Genomic DNA, 13,383 nt, shown 5'->3' on the forward strand with positions numbered 1-13,383 from the left:
CGGGGTCTTTCACGAGCGGAAGATCCGAGAATACTGGGTCTCGTGCCGGGCCGAGCCGAGATCGAGGCGCAGTGTCGCGCTGCCGATCTCGTCCAGGCTCAGGGGCGGGATGGTTGCGGCCAAACCCGCCACCCGAGGGGTGAGGGACGCGATCACCCGCGTGCCGGCGCTCTGGCCGATGGGCGCGCAGCGCAGCGCCGCCGAGACGAGGTTCTGCAGGAAGGCGAGGCCGAACCCGGCGAGCACCGGGGCGAGCGCCATGCGATGGGCGCCGGCCGAGAGCCCGACCGCCACCGGGTATGCCACCTCGCCGGGCAGCGCCTCGCTCAACCAGTCGAGATCCGCGCTTCCCCAGGCGGCGCGGGTGGCGTCGAGGAAGCTGCGGCCTTGCTGGGTCGTCTCGAGGTGGAGTTCGCGCGTGGGCGCCAGGGCGACGGCGAGGTCGTTGACCTCCATCAGCGCCGGGACGTCCCCCGCCTCGGCGGCGGCATGGGCATGGGCCAGAAGAATCAGGTCGGTGCGCACAGCGCCCCGTTCGAGCACGTCGCCGAGCCATGCCAGCAGCGAGGCCTCGCCGCCGACATCGCCGCATTCCACGGCCCATTCGAGCCCATGCGAATACGCATAGGCCCCGACTGGATAGCCCGGCGAGAGCCAGGCCATGAGCCGAACGGTGTCGATCATCGAGGGGTCGCCCCTCATCGTACCGGGCGCCCTTCCCTGGAAGCCCGAACCGCCAGCGGTCCATGGGGCAGAGGATGGGGGCAGAGGACGAGGCTCAACCGGACACCGTGCCGTGGCTGTGCGGATGAGGGTGGTCGTGAGCATGATCGTGTTCGTGGGCATGGCCATGCCCGTGGTGGTGCCCGGCAGCCTCGCCGGCATAGGCCCCGCCCTCGGGCCGGAACGGACGCTCCACCGGCTCGGCCGTCCCCCCTAAGCCCCGTACCATCTCGGCCAGCACGTGGTCGTAGGCGATATGGACCGCGTCCGCGCCGATCTCGGCCGGGATGTGCCGGTTGCCGATGTGCCAGATCAGGCGCTTGAGGGCGAGGTCGTCGGCGGCCCGGATCTCGAGCAAGCGCTCGGGCGCGGCCTCGACCCAGACGAGGCGGCCATCCTGCAGCACCAGGGCGTCACCGTCGTCGAGGACCGTCGGCGCAGGCAGGTCGAGCAGGAAGGACAGTCCGCCGACCCCGCGCATGGCCATGCGGCGGCGATGCCGGTCGCCATGGTCGAGGACGATGCGGTCGACGATCTCGCCGGAGAGCGCGTCTCGGCGGATCACTTTCGTGGCGCGGATTAGGGAAGAGCTCAAAACAGGAAATACCGCTGGGCCATCGGCAGCACCTCGGCCGGCTCGCAGACCAGGAGCTCGCCATCGGCGCGCACGTCGTAGGTCTCCGCGTCGATCTCGATGTTCGGCGTGGCGTCGTTGAGGATCATGCTCTTCTTCGAAATGCCGCCGCGCACGTTCTCCACGGCGACGAAGAGCTTCTGCGCGCCGAGCCGTTCGCGAAGACCGTCCTCGATGGCGGCCTTCGAAACGAAGGTGAGCGCGGTGGCGAAGGGCGACCGGCCGATCGCCCCGAACATCGGGCGGTAATGCACCGGCTGGGGCGTGGGGATCGAGGCGTTGGGGTCGCCCATCGGCGCGGTGGCGATCATGCCGCCCTTGATGACGAGATCCGGCTTCACCCCGAAGAAGGCCGGGGTCCACAGCACGAGATCTGCGAGCTTGCCCGCCTCCACCGAGCCGACATGGGCCGAGACGCCATGCGCGATGGCCGGATTGATCGTGTATTTCGCGATGTAGCGGCGGGCGCGCAGGTTGTCGTTGCCGGAGGCGTCGCCCGGCAGGCTCCCGCGCTGGCGCTTCATCTTGTCCGCCGTCTGCCAAGTCCGGATGACGACCTCGCCGACCCGGCCCATGGCCTGGCTGTCCGACGACATCATCGAGAGCGCACCGATATCGTGCAGGATGTCCTCGGCCGCGATGGTCTCCTTGCGGATGCGGCTCTCGGCGAAGGCGAGATCCTCGGGAATCGCCGGGTCGAGGTGGTGGCAGACCATGAGCATGTCGAGATGCTCGTCGATGGTGTTTTTCGTATACGGGCGCGTCGGGTTAGTGGAGGACGGGAGCACGTTCATCAGCCCCGCCACCTTCATGATGTCCGGCGCGTGGCCGCCCCCCGCCCCTTCCGTGTGGAAGGCATGGATGGTCCGCCCCGCGAAGGCGCGGATCGTGTCCTCGACGAAGCCGGATTCGTTGAGCGTGTCGGAATGGATCATCACCTGCACGTCATGCAGGTCGGCCACCGTGAGGCAGGTGTCGATGGCCTGGGGCGTGGTGCCCCAATCCTCGTGGAGTTTCAGGGCGCAGGCGCCGGCGCGGACCATCTCGACGAGGCTCTCGGGCCGCGAGGCGTTGCCCTTGCCGGCGAAGGCGAGGTTCATGGGGAAGCTATCCGCCGCCTCGATCATCCGGGCGAGATGCCAGGGGCCGGGGGTGCAGGTGGTGGCGAAGGTGCCGTGCGCCGGGCCGGTGCCGCCGCCGAGCATGGTGGTGACGCCCGAGCACAGGGCCTCCTCGATCTGCTGCGGGCAGATGTAGTGGATATGGCTGTCGAACCCGCCGGCCGTGAGGATCTTGCCTTCGCCGGCGATCACTTCGGTGCCGGGGCCGACGATGATGTCGACGCCGGGCTGGATGTCCGGGTTGCCGGCCTTGCCGAGCTTGAAGATCCGCCCCTTCACGATGCCGACATCGCATTTCACCACGCCCCAATGGTCGAGGACCACGGCATTGGTGATGACGGTGTCCACCGCGCCATCGGCATTCGTCACCTGCGACTGCCCCATCCCGTCGCGGATGACCTTGCCGCCGCCGAACTTCACCTCCTCGCCATAGGTGGTGTGGTCGCGTTCCACCTCGATGAAGAGGGAGGTATCGGCGAGGCGGATGCGATCGCCCGTGGTGGGGCCGAACATGTCGGCATAGGCCGAGCGGGCGAGGGAGGCGGGGCGGGGTGTGTTGGACATCAGGCGGCCTCTCGTGCCTCTGCGACGGCGCGGTCGAACAGAGCGTCCAGCGCCGCGTTGACGCCGCGACAGCCGGCAACGACTTCTTTCGCCCAATCGATGTAGTTCGCCACGCGCTCCGCGCTCCAATCGTCCGGGGGGCTCGCCACGAGCGAATGCAGGTTGCTGATCTTGTCCGCGATCTTGAGGGCGCGGGCGCCGGGCGACTTGTGCGGCGCCTGCTCGACCTGGAGACGCTTGCGCTCGGCCTTGGGCAGAGATTTGTCGTCCGTGACCTCGGCCACGAGTTCGGCGACGCGCCGACCGAACAATTGCTCGATCTCCTCGCGGCTCGTCCCGGTATCCTCCACCGTGTCGTGGAGCCAGCCCGCCGCCACCAGATCGGCATCGGGCGCTTCGGCCGTCGCGGCCAGGAGCGAGGCCACCTCGGCGAGGTGGTTCACGTAAGGCTCGCGCGCCGCGCCCTTCCGGGTCTGTCCCACGTGACACCGCGCGGCGAACTCGGCGGCACGGGTGACGAGGAGGATGCCATCGCGCAGGCGGGATGTCTCGTCGGTCATAGGGACCCCATCACGTCACCGCGGAATCCGTAGACCGTCCGGGCACCGAGCAGCGGCACCAGGGAGACCTCCCGTGTGGCGCCCGGCTCGAACCGCACCGCCGTGCCCGGCGCGATGTCGAGGCGCTGGCCCCTCGCCTTCTCGCGCTCGAAGGTCAGGCCCGGATTCACCTCGTAGAAATGGTAATGCGAGCCCACCTGGATCGGCCGGTCGCCAACATTGGCCACGGTGAGCAAGGTGCGCGGGGCGCCGTCGTTGAAGACGATCTCGCCCGGAAGCGTCGTCACAATGCCCGGCACATCCGACGAGGGCGCGCCGCGGATCGGGTGGTGGACGGTGACGAGCTTGGTCCCGTCGGGAAACGTCGCCTCCACCTGGATGTCGTGGATCATCTCGGCGATGCCCTCCATCACCTGATCGGCGGTCAGCACATGGGCGCCCGCCTGCATCAGTTCGGAGACCGAGCGGCCATCCCGCGCGCCCTCCACCACGGCATCGGTGATGAGCGCAATCGCTTCGGGATAGTTCAGCTTGACGCCGCGGGCGAGCCGGTTGCGGGCGACCTGGGCGGCCATGGCGACCAGGAGCTTGTCCTTTTCGCGCGGGGTCAGGAGCACGGGAAACCTCGGGTGTTGGCCAATCGAGCGGAGACTTGGACACGTTGGCCCTCAAGGCAAGGACCGTGCGCGACGAATGCAAGCGGTATCGATGCATCTCTGCGCAAACAACGCGACCCCGGCAGTCCGAGCGCCTTCGTGGCGTAGGGCTGGTTTCTGGCGGGATGTGCCAAATTCGTCTTTCCACTTGATTGGACAAATCACGTTCGGAGAACAGCTGAGACGATAGGGATTTTTCAATCCAAAAATGTCATTCCCGATCCTACTCTCGCACCAATATAAGTATAGAGCCGACTTTAGGATCCGAGTCATGACAGAATCCAGCAAATTGCCTACCGAATTGGACATGACGAATGCGGCGGATGTCGAATGGGTGAGATCGCGAAACGATCCCGCGATTTGGCATGAAGCGGCGATAGCGGCAGTTGCTTATCGTGGCGACAAGCATGGCTTTCTGCCATGGCTCATACAACAGCCAAACATGGACCGCGCAACGGCAGGATGGTTGCTTTTCTGGCTTCAAGGCTCAAAATATTTACAAGGTCAAAAAGACTCGTTCTGGGCAAAAATTTACGACAATGATGCCGTCTCTCTACTGGATAGTCTTTGTCAGAGAAGTGAGAAGATCGGCTTCATCGAAGATAGCATCGGTCTGGACGGTGGCTTCGAGAAGGAGCGCCAAGCGTGCCTAGCAGTCATTGAAGATGGACTGCTGGCTACGGAAATCACCGTTCCCCATGCCATTATCGCAAAAAGCTTCAAATCTCCATCGGGAACCCAGCCCTATGAGATCCATGACGGGACGCTTCTGAGCATCGATTTTCTTCGGGATTCGATGCCGGAACTATATTCGTGACGATGCCGAAGTGGCAAACATAGCGTGCCTGTCCCTAACCGGCGACAAATCTATACGGTCTATGCGCCATCGGTTGACAGGACGCCGCTCCTCGGCCGAACAGCGGAGGCATTCCTCTCCCTGAGACTAGGGCAGGCCCCGTGACCTATCCCCGCGACCTCGTCGGCTACGGCCGCAACCCGCCCCATCCGCGCTGGCCGAACGGCGCGCGGATCGCGGTGCAGATCGTGCTCAACTACGAGGAGGGCGGCGAGAACTGCATCCTGCATGGCGATGCTGCCTCGGAGGCGTTCCTGTCGGAGATCGTCGGCGCCCAACCCTGGCCGGGCCAGCGGCACATGAATATGGAATCGATGTTCGAATACGGCTCGCGTGCGGGCTTCTGGCGGATCTGGCGGCTGTTGCAGGCGCGGAACGTTCCCATCACCGTGTTCAGCGTCGCCACGGCGCTGGCCCGCCATCCCGATATCGCCGCGGCCATGAAGGAGGCCGATTGGGAGATCGCCTGCCACGGCCTGAAATGGATCGACTACCGCGACTTCACCCGCGAGGAGGAGAAGGCGCATATGGACGAGGCGATCCGCATCCACACGGAGATCACCGGCGAGCGGCCGCTGGGCTGGTACACGGGCCGCTCCTCGGTTCACACCCTCGATCTCGGCGTGGAGGCCGGCTTCACCTGGCTCGCCGATTCCTACGCCGACGACCTGCCCTACTGGATCGAGGAACCGAGCGGACGCGGCCTCGTGGTGCCCTACACGCTGGACGCCAACGACATGAAATGCGTCGCCCTTCAGGGGTTCAACACCGGCGACCACTTCTTCACCTACCTGCGCGACACGTTCGACGCGCTCTACGCGGAGGGCGAGACCGCGCCGAAAATGATGTCGGTGGGCCTGCATTGCCGCCTCGTCGGGCGCCCGGGACGGATCGCGGCGCTGGCCCGCTTCCTCGACCATATCGCCACCCATGAGGACGTCTGGGTCGCGCGGCGGATCGATATCGCCGAGCATTGGATGAACACTCATCCGCCGGGCTGATCCCCCGCCCGCTGGACGGAACGGGCGTTCCTACTCCATCCTCGAAGCGGTATCCCCGACGGGACGAGGGGAACGCGTGAGGCCGTGGAGTTCCCAGCCGCTTCTTCGAAACCCGACAGGACCGCATCCCCGTGCCAACGACCGTCGAGAAGCCCCCCGAACGCCGTCGCCGCAAGGACGGCGCGGCGCGGCGCGAGGCGATCCTCGATGCCGGACTAGAGGTGTTCTCAGGGCTCGGCCTGCACGGGGCGAGCGTCGACCGGCTCGCCGAGCGGGCCGGCCTGTCGAAGGCCAACCTCCTCTACTACTTCCCCTCCAAGGAAGAGCTCTACGTGGCGGTGCTGCGCCGCGTCCTCGACGTCTGGCTCGATCCCCTGCAATCCTTCGACGCGGACAGCGAGCCCGCCGACGCGATCCGGGCCTATATCCGCGCCAAGCTGACCCTGTCGCGGGATGCGCCGCAGGCCTCGCGGCTGTTCTGCCTGGAGATCGTCCAGGGCGCACCGCTCCTGCGGGCCGAACTCGAAGGCCCCCTGCGCGGGCTGGTGGAGAGCAAGGCGGCGATCCTGCGCGGCTGGATCGACCAGGGCCGCATCGGTGCCCACGACCCGCACCACCTCATCTTTTCGATCTGGGCGATCACCCAGCACTACGCCGATTTCGCGGTCCAGGTGGATGCGGTCACCGGCCGGAGCCTCGACGAATCCGACTTCTTCGAAAGTACAGTGGCGAGCACGCACGCCTTGATCCTCACCGGGCTGGGCCTGCGATAGGCACTCGGCGGATTTCGCGTCCAGGAGCCCGCTCTGGAAGCGAGCCCCATCGGCGAGATCCCCGAAAAACCTATTTCTTCGAGGCGAGATACGCGATCACGTCATCGATCTTCTTGTCGTCGGGATAGCCGGCGAACACCATCTTCGTCCCCGGCACCTTGGCCTTTGGGCTCTTCAGCCATTCGTGCAGGCTCGCCTCGTCCCAGGTGAGGCCGGACGCCTTGAGCGGGGCCGAGTAGGAATACCCGTCGAGGGAGGCCGCCTTGCGGCCGACAACCCCCGTCAGATCCGGGCCGACGCCGTTCTTGCCGAAGGCATGGCAGGCCTTGCAGGGCGCGAACGCCTTCTCGCCGGCGGCGGCATCGCCCTCGGCGTGGGCCGCCATCGGAAGCAGCATCGCAACGAGAGCACCGAGCATCGGGTACCGCATGGGGTTTCCTCTCCGTGGTTGTTTTGAATACCTCCAGATTACTGACCGCATGCTTCCCGAAGGCAATGTCCGAGAGGGAAGACTCACGAGAACGTGTCACGTCGCGAGGATGGCCAGAGAAGATTCGCGTATCCGCCCCGCAATTCAGCAGACGCCGCCTCCCCACCGGGCAAATCGGAGAGAGTTTGGGCAAACACCTAATCTGTTGGATTTAGAGTTTGATCATATGGTCCAAACAGCTACCGTTCACCATCGGACGGGGCGAACACGGTACACTCCGTTCGCAACCTTGACCGGCATTGGATCCCATCGTCCAATCTCTGCCAGCTCAGCGAGGTTGTCATGAATGTCGGCGTCTTCATTCCTATCGGCAACAACGGCTGGCTCCTCTCGGAGAATGCGCCGCAATACAAGCCGAGCTTCGAACTGAACAAGCAGGTCGTCCTCAAGGCCGAAGGCTACGGGCTCGATTTCGCCCTGTCGATGATCAAGCTGCGGGGCTTCGGCGGCAAGACCGAGTTCTGGGACCACAACCTCGAATCCTTCACGCTGATGGCGGGCCTCGCCGCCGTGACGAGCCGGATCAAGCTCTTCGCCACCGCCGCCACCCTGTGCATGCCCCCCGCCATCACAGCCCGGATGGCCTCCACCATCGATTCCATCTCCGGCGGCCGCTTCGGGCTGAACCTCGTGACGGGATGGCAGCGGCCTGAATACTCGCAGATGGGTCTGTGGCCCGGCGACGGGTACTTTTCGCGGCGCTACGAATACCTCTCCGAATACGCCCAGGTGCTGCGCGATTTGTGGGAGACGGGGTCCTGCGACCTCAAGGGCGAGTTCTTCCAGATGGACGATTGCCGGCTCTCGCCCCGGCCGCAGGCGGAGATGAAGATCATCTGCGCCGGCCAATCGGCCGCCGGCATGGCGTTCACGGCGAAATATGCCGACTACAATTTCTGCTTCGGCAAGGGCGTGAACACGCCCACCGCCTTCGCCCCCACGGTGGAGCGACTGGAACTCGCCAAGGCCGAGACGGGCCGGGACGTGTCGTCCTACGTCCTGTTCATGATCATCGCCGCCGAGACCGACGAGGAGGCCCGCGCCACCTGGGAGCATTACAAGGCGGGAGCGGATCAGGAGGCCATCGCCTGGCTCGGGGTCCAGGGCGCGGCCGATACAAAATCCGGCGCCGACACCAACGTGCGCCAGATGGCCGACCCGACCTCGGCGGTGAACATCAACATGGGCACCCTCGTCGGCTCCTACGCGGAGGTGGCGCGCATGCTCGACGAGGTCGCTACCGTGCCCGGCACCGAGGGCGTGCTCCTGGTCTTCGACGATTTCCTCGAAGGGCTCGATGCCTACGGCACCCGCATCCAGCCGCTGATGCGCTCGCGGGCGCATGTCACCGCCGATGCGGTGCCGATGGCGAAGGTGGCGTGATGGTCGCCGGCTATCACGACGCAGCCGGACGCCATGGCGGCATCACCCTCCCCGCGCGGCCGGAACCCATCGCCTTCGCTGCCGAGGCCACGGCCCTCATCGTCATCGACATGCAGAACGCCTATGCCACGAAGGGCGGTTATCTCGATCTCGCCGGGTTCGACGTCTCGGCGACCGGGCCGGTGATCGGACGGATCGCGACGGCCGTCGCTGCCGCCCGCAAGGCCGGGATCAGGATCGTCTGGTTCCAGAACGGCTGGGACCCGGACTATGTCGAGGCCGGAGGGCCGGGCTCGCCGAACTGGCACAAGTCGAACGCCCTCAAGACCATGCGCAGCCGCCCCGACATGAACGAGCGGCTGCTCGCCAAGGGAAGCTGGGACTACGCCCTGGTGGATGCGCTGAGCCCCGAGCCCGGCGACATCGTGCTGGGCAAGCCGCGCTACAGCGGCTTCTACAACACCCAGCTCGACAGCCTGCTGCGCTCGGCCGGCATCCGCACCCTGGTCTTCACCGGCATCGCCACCAATGTCTGCGTGGAATCGACTCTGCGTGACGGGTTCTTCCTCGAATATTTCGGCATCGTCCTCGCCGACGCGACGCATCAGGCGGGGCCGGACAGCCTGCAGGCGGGCGCGCTCACCAATATCGAGACCTTCTTCGGCTGGGTCTCGGATGTCGCGAGCTTCGAGGCGGCCCTGGGCGAGCGGGACGCCGCCGCGGCGGAGTGACACCCTCCCCTCGCGCCCTCGACCTCATCTTGAGGTGCCGCAGCGTAGCGGAGGCCTCGAAGGAGGCTTTCAGTTCGCTCCCAGGGGCCTGGAGGCCTCCTTCGAGGCCCGCTGACGCGGGCACCTCAAGATGAGGTCACGGGTGGGCAAGACGACACAGACGACGAAGACGGCCATTTCGACGATCGAACGGGAGCACCGCGAACCATGCCCAAGACCGTGATCATTCCCCCAGGCACCGGTAAGCCGTTGGCCCCCTACGTGCCGGGCACCCTCGCCGACGGCGTGCTCTACGTCTCGGGCACCCTGCCGCTGGATGCGGATGCCAACGTCGTCCATGTGGGCGATGCCGGCGCGCAGACGAGACACGTGCTGGAGACGATCAAGGGCGTCGTGACCGCCGCCGGCGGCACCATGGACGATGTCACCTTCAACCACATCTTCCTGAAGGACTGGGCCGATTACGCCGCGATCAACGCGGTCTATGCCAGCTACTTCCCCGGGGAGAAGCCGGCGCGCTACTGCATCCAGTGCGGCCTGGTAAAACCAGACGCCCTGGTGGAGATCGCCTCCGTCGCGCATGTGGGCAAACCGTGAGCGCGACCATCCATCACGAGATCCACGGGGACGGGGAACGGACGGTCCTGCTTTCGCCGGGCCTCGGCGGATCGTGCGGCTATTTCGCACCGCAGATTCCGGCCCTGGCCGAGCGGTTCCGGGTGGTCGGCTACGATCATCGCGGCACCGGGCGCTCGCCCGATGCGCTGGAACAGGGCCACAGCATCGCCGCCATGGCCGCCGACGCCCTTCGGGTGATGGACGATCTCGGCATCGCCACGGCTGACATCGTCGGGCATGCGCTCGGCGGGCTCATCGGCCTCGAACTGGCGCGTGCCCATCCCACCCGGGTGGGGCGGCTCGTGGTCATCAACGGCTGGGCCAGGACCGATTCCGCGACGAAGCGGTGCTTTGCCGCCCGCAAGGCCCTGCTGGCCCATGCCGGCCCCGAAGCCTACGTGGCCGCGCAGGCGATCTTCCTCTATCCGGCGCCCTGGCTTTCGCTCAACGCGGAGCGCGTCGCGGCGGACGAGGCCCATGCCCTGGCGCATTTTCCCGGACCTGAGAACACGCTGCGGCGGATCGCGGCGCTGGAAGCCTTTGATCTCACCGCGCATCTGTCCGGTATCCCGCACGAAACCCTCGTGATGGCAGCGGCCGACGACGTGCTCGTGCCCTATCTGCGCTCGGAGGAACTCGCGGCGGCGTTGCCCAACGCCACGCTGGATCTGGCCAAGAGCGGCGGCCACGCGCATAGCGTGACGCAGGCGGAGGCGTTCAACCGCACCCTCGTCACCTTCCTCGACCGGCCCTGAGGAAGTTCGTCATGGCTCATCCGGCTCGACCGGTTCGTCTTGGCGAGCCAGCGCGCCATCTCGCTTGGATCCTCGAGGGGCTGCCGGTGTTCAGGCGCGGAACCGGTGACCACTTTTGCTGAACCTGCTTAGGATGAAAGCTCCGCCATGACCGAGACGACGTTGCCCACGGTCGAGGCCGGAGCTTTTCGCGAAGCGATGGCCCATCTGGCCAGTTCGGTCCATCTCGTCACCACCGACGGGCCGGGCGGACGGGCCGGTTTCACGGCCTCTTCCGTCTGCAGCGTCAGCGACGCGCCACCGACCCTCCTCGTCTGCATCAACCGAACCTCCTCCGCCTATGCCGCAGTGAGCGCCAATGCGGCCCTGTGCGTGAACACGCTGTCGGGCGGGCAGGCCGCCATCGCCGGCGCCTTCGGCGGCCGCACCCCCATGGACGAGCGCTTCGCGGCGGGGGCCTGGGGAGTGCTCGCCACCGGGGCACCGGTGCTGGAGGGGGCGTTGACCGCCTTCGATTGCCGCATCGTGGCGCGCCACGCCGTCGGCAGCCACGACGTGCTGTTCTGCGAGGTGGTGGATCTCTCGGAGCCCGCCGGCCAACAGGGTCTCGTCTATGCCGGCCGGCGCTACCACACCCTGCCCGTGGCGGTCGCTCCGCCGCACCCCGCCGCCGTCTGACCGTCCGGCCTCGCCCCGAGCATCCCGTCACGCTTCTCGCCTCACGCGATCCACCGCCCGGAGACCACGAGACCATGGCAGCCGAACCCTATTTCCCCGTCTGGCGCGCCAGAGATGCGACGACCGAGGCCGCGGACGTCATGCCCGACGAGCGCCTGCCGGCGGGCCAGACCGTGCTCCTCGGCTTCCAGCACGTGGTGGCGATGTTCGGCGCCACGGCCTTGATGCCGATCCTGATGGGGTTCGACCCCAACCTGGCGATCTTCTTCTCCGGCATCGGTACACTCATCTTCTTTCTCGCCACCGGCGGCCGGGTGCCGAGCTATCTCGGCTCGTCGGCGGCCTTCGTCGGGGTGGTGATCGCAGCCACGGGCTATGCCGGGGCGGGGCCGAACCCCAACATTGCCGTGGCGCTCGGCGGCATCATCGCGGCGGGCCTGCTCTACGGCCTCGTCGGCGCCGTCATCGGCCTCGTCGGCTATGCCTGGGTGGAGCGGGTGATGCCACCGGTGGTGACCGGAGCGGTGGTGGCCGCCATCGGCCTCAACCTCGCGCCGATCGCGACGCGGATCATCTCGGCCTCCGCCTTCGACACCTGGTTCGGCCTCCTGACGGTGGTCATCGTCAGCGTCATCACCATCTACGCGCCCGGCCTCGCCCGGCGCCTGCCGATCCTGATCGGGGCGGCCCTCGCCTACCTGCTCTATCTCCTCCTCGCCAACGGGTTCGGTCTCGCCAAGCCCATCGATTTCTCTGCCGTCATGGCCGCCCCCTGGATCGGCGTGCCGGGCTTCGTCGCGCCGGTCTTCGAGCCTAAGGCGATCGCCCTCATCGCCCCGGTCTTCGTGGTGCTGATCGCCGAGAATCTCGGCCATATCAAAGCCATCGGCGCGATGACGAGCCGCAACCTCGACCCCTACATCGCCCGCGCCTTCCTCGGCGACGGCCTCGCCACCATGCTGTCGGGCGGGCTCGGCGGCACCGGGGTGACGACCTATGCGGAGAATATGGGCGTCATGGCCATGACCCGGATCTACTCGACCCTGGTCTTCGTGGTGGCCGGCTTCACCGCGATCCTGTTCGGCCTGTGCCCGAAATTCGGAGCGCTGATCCTGACCCTGCCGGTGCCGGTGATCGGCGGATTGTCGGTGGTGGTGTTCGGGCTGATCGCGGCCACCGCCGGGCGGATCTGGGTGGAGAACAGGGTCGATTTCGCCAATGCCCGCAATCTCCTCACCGTCGGGATCGCGGTGGTCCTCGGCGCCGGCGACCTGACCCTGAAATTCGGCTCCTTCGCCTTCGGCGGCATCGGCACCGCCACGTTCGGGGCGATCCTCATCTATCATCTGCTCGGGCTGACGAGGCTCGGACGCGCACCGGCCGATCCGGCCAGCGTGCGGGCCTGAGCGGACCCCGTCTCAGGACGCCCGCGGATCCGAGCCTCACTCGGGCCTCAGCGGGATCTGTACCCGCCGCGACGGGCGGAGCCGGTGGTGATGTCGCGCTCATCCCCGCGGCGGGGCGCGGAGGCGGCGTATCTGCCGCGAGCATCCAAGGCGGCCTGGCCTACGAGGCCGCCGGGCGCCACGACCGCCGGGAGGCCGGCCGGCGCGGTATAGCTCTGGGCCGAGGCAGCGGAGGCTGCCAGGACCGAGGCAAGGGCGAGAAGACCGGTGGACAAACGTGCCGTCATGGGTGTCGTCCTCATCGTCGATTCCGATGCCGACCCACCGGCATCATCGATTCGAGGTCCCAATCCTTGAGCAGGACTGCCCAACCAAGCAACAGAAATTGCCGCCGCACTGTGCAGCATGCTGCCGACAGGCAGAGGACGATCGGC

At 66.7% G+C, this 13,383-nt stretch carries 15 protein-coding genes and 1 pseudogene; 9 read left to right on the forward strand and 7 right to left on the reverse strand.

Annotated features, from left to right (window positions below; all coding sequences use genetic code 11):
- Positions 1-9: 9 nt before the first annotated feature.
- The 5 genes from IPV08_RS06295 to IPV08_RS06315 form a co-directional block, all read right to left on the reverse strand.
- Positions 10-684 (reverse strand): urease accessory protein UreF, encoded by a 675-nt coding sequence (locus IPV08_RS06295; RefSeq protein WP_207411203.1) that lies wholly within the window; start codon positions 682-684, stop codon positions 10-12.
- Between the two features lie 94 nt (positions 685-778).
- Positions 779-1,318, reverse strand: coding sequence for an urease accessory protein UreE (locus IPV08_RS06300; RefSeq protein ID WP_207411204.1), 540 nt, complete (start codon positions 1,316-1,318; stop codon positions 779-781).
- Positions 1,315-3,042 carry an urease subunit alpha gene (ureC, locus tag IPV08_RS06305; protein WP_207411205.1) on the reverse strand — a complete coding sequence of 576 codons (1,728 nt, stop codon included), beginning with the start codon at positions 3,040-3,042 and terminating at the stop codon, positions 1,315-1,317. Before ureC ends, IPV08_RS06300 begins: the two co-directional genes overlap by 4 nt.
- Positions 3,042-3,602, reverse strand: a complete 561-nt coding sequence (locus tag IPV08_RS06310; RefSeq protein ID WP_207411206.1) for an HD domain-containing protein — start codon at positions 3,600-3,602, stop codon at positions 3,042-3,044. The genes ureC and IPV08_RS06310 overlap by 1 nt, the downstream gene beginning before the upstream one ends.
- The gene (locus IPV08_RS06315; protein ID WP_056425642.1) at positions 3,599-4,219 is read right to left on the reverse strand and encodes an urease subunit gamma; all 621 of its coding nucleotides are present in this window, start codon (positions 4,217-4,219) and stop codon (positions 3,599-3,601) included. The genes IPV08_RS06310 and IPV08_RS06315 overlap by 4 nt, the downstream gene beginning before the upstream one ends.
- A 310-nt stretch (positions 4,220-4,529) precedes the next feature.
- Here IPV08_RS06315 and IPV08_RS06320 point away from each other — a divergent pair, with 310 nt between their 5' ends.
- The 3 genes and pseudogenes from IPV08_RS06320 (at position 4,530) to rutR (ending at position 6,888) form a co-directional block, all read left to right on the forward strand.
- Positions 4,530-5,075, forward strand: coding sequence for a hypothetical protein (locus IPV08_RS06320; RefSeq protein ID WP_207411207.1), 546 nt, complete (start codon positions 4,530-4,532; stop codon positions 5,073-5,075).
- Between the two features lie 140 nt (positions 5,076-5,215).
- Positions 5,216-6,094, forward strand: a pseudogene (puuE, locus tag IPV08_RS06325) (allantoinase PuuE); the annotation flags it as partial.
- Positions 6,095-6,246: 152 nt separating this feature from the next.
- Positions 6,247-6,888: an HTH-type transcriptional regulator RutR gene (gene rutR, locus IPV08_RS06330; protein ID WP_207411209.1), complete on the forward strand. Its 642-nt coding sequence runs from the start codon at positions 6,247-6,249 to the stop codon at positions 6,886-6,888.
- A gap of 70 nt (positions 6,889-6,958) precedes the next feature.
- Here rutR and IPV08_RS06335 read toward each other — a convergent pair whose 3' ends face one another.
- On the reverse strand, positions 6,959-7,318 hold the full coding sequence (locus IPV08_RS06335) for a cytochrome c family protein (RefSeq protein ID WP_207411210.1): 360 nt from the start codon (positions 7,316-7,318) through the stop codon (positions 6,959-6,961).
- 342 nt (positions 7,319-7,660) lie between these two features.
- Between IPV08_RS06335 and rutA the strand changes: the two genes are divergently transcribed.
- The 6 genes from rutA to IPV08_RS06365 all read left to right on the forward strand — a co-directional run bounded on the left by rutA (position 7,661) and on the right by IPV08_RS06365 (position 12,949).
- Entirely contained in the window at positions 7,661-8,761 is a 1,101-nt protein-coding gene (gene rutA / locus IPV08_RS06340) for a pyrimidine utilization protein A (RefSeq protein WP_207411211.1), read from the forward strand.
- Positions 8,761-9,492, forward strand: coding sequence for a pyrimidine utilization protein B (gene rutB, locus IPV08_RS06345; protein WP_207411339.1), 732 nt, complete (start codon positions 8,761-8,763; stop codon positions 9,490-9,492). The genes rutA and rutB overlap by 1 nt, the downstream gene beginning before the upstream one ends.
- A 207-nt stretch (positions 9,493-9,699) precedes the next feature.
- On the forward strand, positions 9,700-10,089 hold the full coding sequence (gene rutC, locus IPV08_RS06350) for a pyrimidine utilization protein C (protein ID WP_056425656.1): 390 nt from the start codon (positions 9,700-9,702) through the stop codon (positions 10,087-10,089).
- Positions 10,086-10,865, forward strand: coding sequence for a pyrimidine utilization protein D (rutD, locus tag IPV08_RS06355; protein WP_207411212.1), 780 nt, complete (start codon positions 10,086-10,088; stop codon positions 10,863-10,865). Before rutC ends, rutD begins: the two co-directional genes overlap by 4 nt.
- A 147-nt stretch (positions 10,866-11,012) precedes the next feature.
- Positions 11,013-11,543 (forward strand): flavin reductase, encoded by a 531-nt coding sequence (locus IPV08_RS06360; RefSeq protein WP_207411213.1) that lies wholly within the window; start codon positions 11,013-11,015, stop codon positions 11,541-11,543.
- A 74-nt stretch (positions 11,544-11,617) separates the two neighbouring features.
- The gene (locus IPV08_RS06365) at positions 11,618-12,949 is read left to right on the forward strand and encodes a solute carrier family 23 protein (RefSeq protein ID WP_207411214.1); all 1,332 of its coding nucleotides are present in this window, start codon (positions 11,618-11,620) and stop codon (positions 12,947-12,949) included.
- A 47-nt stretch (positions 12,950-12,996) separates the two neighbouring features.
- Here the strand turns inward: IPV08_RS06365 and IPV08_RS06370 are convergent, their stop codons facing one another.
- A complete protein-coding gene (locus tag IPV08_RS06370; protein ID WP_207411215.1) occupies positions 12,997-13,236 on the reverse strand; it encodes a hypothetical protein in 240 nt (79 codons plus the stop codon).
- Positions 13,237-13,383 lie beyond the last annotated feature (147 nt).

The sequence above is a fragment of the Methylobacterium sp. SD274 genome, assembly GCF_017355285.1.
In the GTDB taxonomy this organism is placed as follows: Bacteria; Pseudomonadota; Alphaproteobacteria; order Rhizobiales; family Beijerinckiaceae; genus Methylobacterium.

Bases quoted from the DNA above. Each gene is read 5' to 3' on its own strand.
- IPV08_RS06295 (WP_207411203.1), bottom strand. From the start codon at position 684: ATGATCGACACCGTTCGGCTCATGGCCTGGCTCTCGCCGGGCTATCCA.
- ureC (WP_207411205.1), bottom strand. From the start codon at position 3,042: ATGTCCAACACACCCCGCCCCGCCTCCCTCGCCCGCTCGGCCTATGCC.
- IPV08_RS06310 (WP_207411206.1), bottom strand. From the start codon at position 3,602: ATGACCGACGAGACATCCCGCCTGCGCGATGGCATCCTCCTCGTCACC.
- IPV08_RS06320 (WP_207411207.1), top strand. From the start codon at position 4,530: ATGACAGAATCCAGCAAATTGCCTACCGAATTGGACATGACGAATGCG.
- IPV08_RS06335 (WP_207411210.1), bottom strand. From the start codon at position 7,318: ATGCGGTACCCGATGCTCGGTGCTCTCGTTGCGATGCTGCTTCCGATG.
- rutA (WP_207411211.1), top strand. From the start codon at position 7,661: ATGAATGTCGGCGTCTTCATTCCTATCGGCAACAACGGCTGGCTCCTC.
- rutB (WP_207411339.1), top strand. From the start codon at position 8,761: ATGGTCGCCGGCTATCACGACGCAGCCGGACGCCATGGCGGCATCACC.
- rutC (WP_056425656.1), top strand. From the start codon at position 9,700: ATGCCCAAGACCGTGATCATTCCCCCAGGCACCGGTAAGCCGTTGGCC.
- IPV08_RS06360 (WP_207411213.1), top strand. From the start codon at position 11,013: ATGACCGAGACGACGTTGCCCACGGTCGAGGCCGGAGCTTTTCGCGAA.
- IPV08_RS06365 (WP_207411214.1), top strand. From the start codon at position 11,618: ATGGCAGCCGAACCCTATTTCCCCGTCTGGCGCGCCAGAGATGCGACG.
- IPV08_RS06370 (WP_207411215.1), bottom strand. From the start codon at position 13,236: ATGACGGCACGTTTGTCCACCGGTCTTCTCGCCCTTGCCTCGGTCCTG.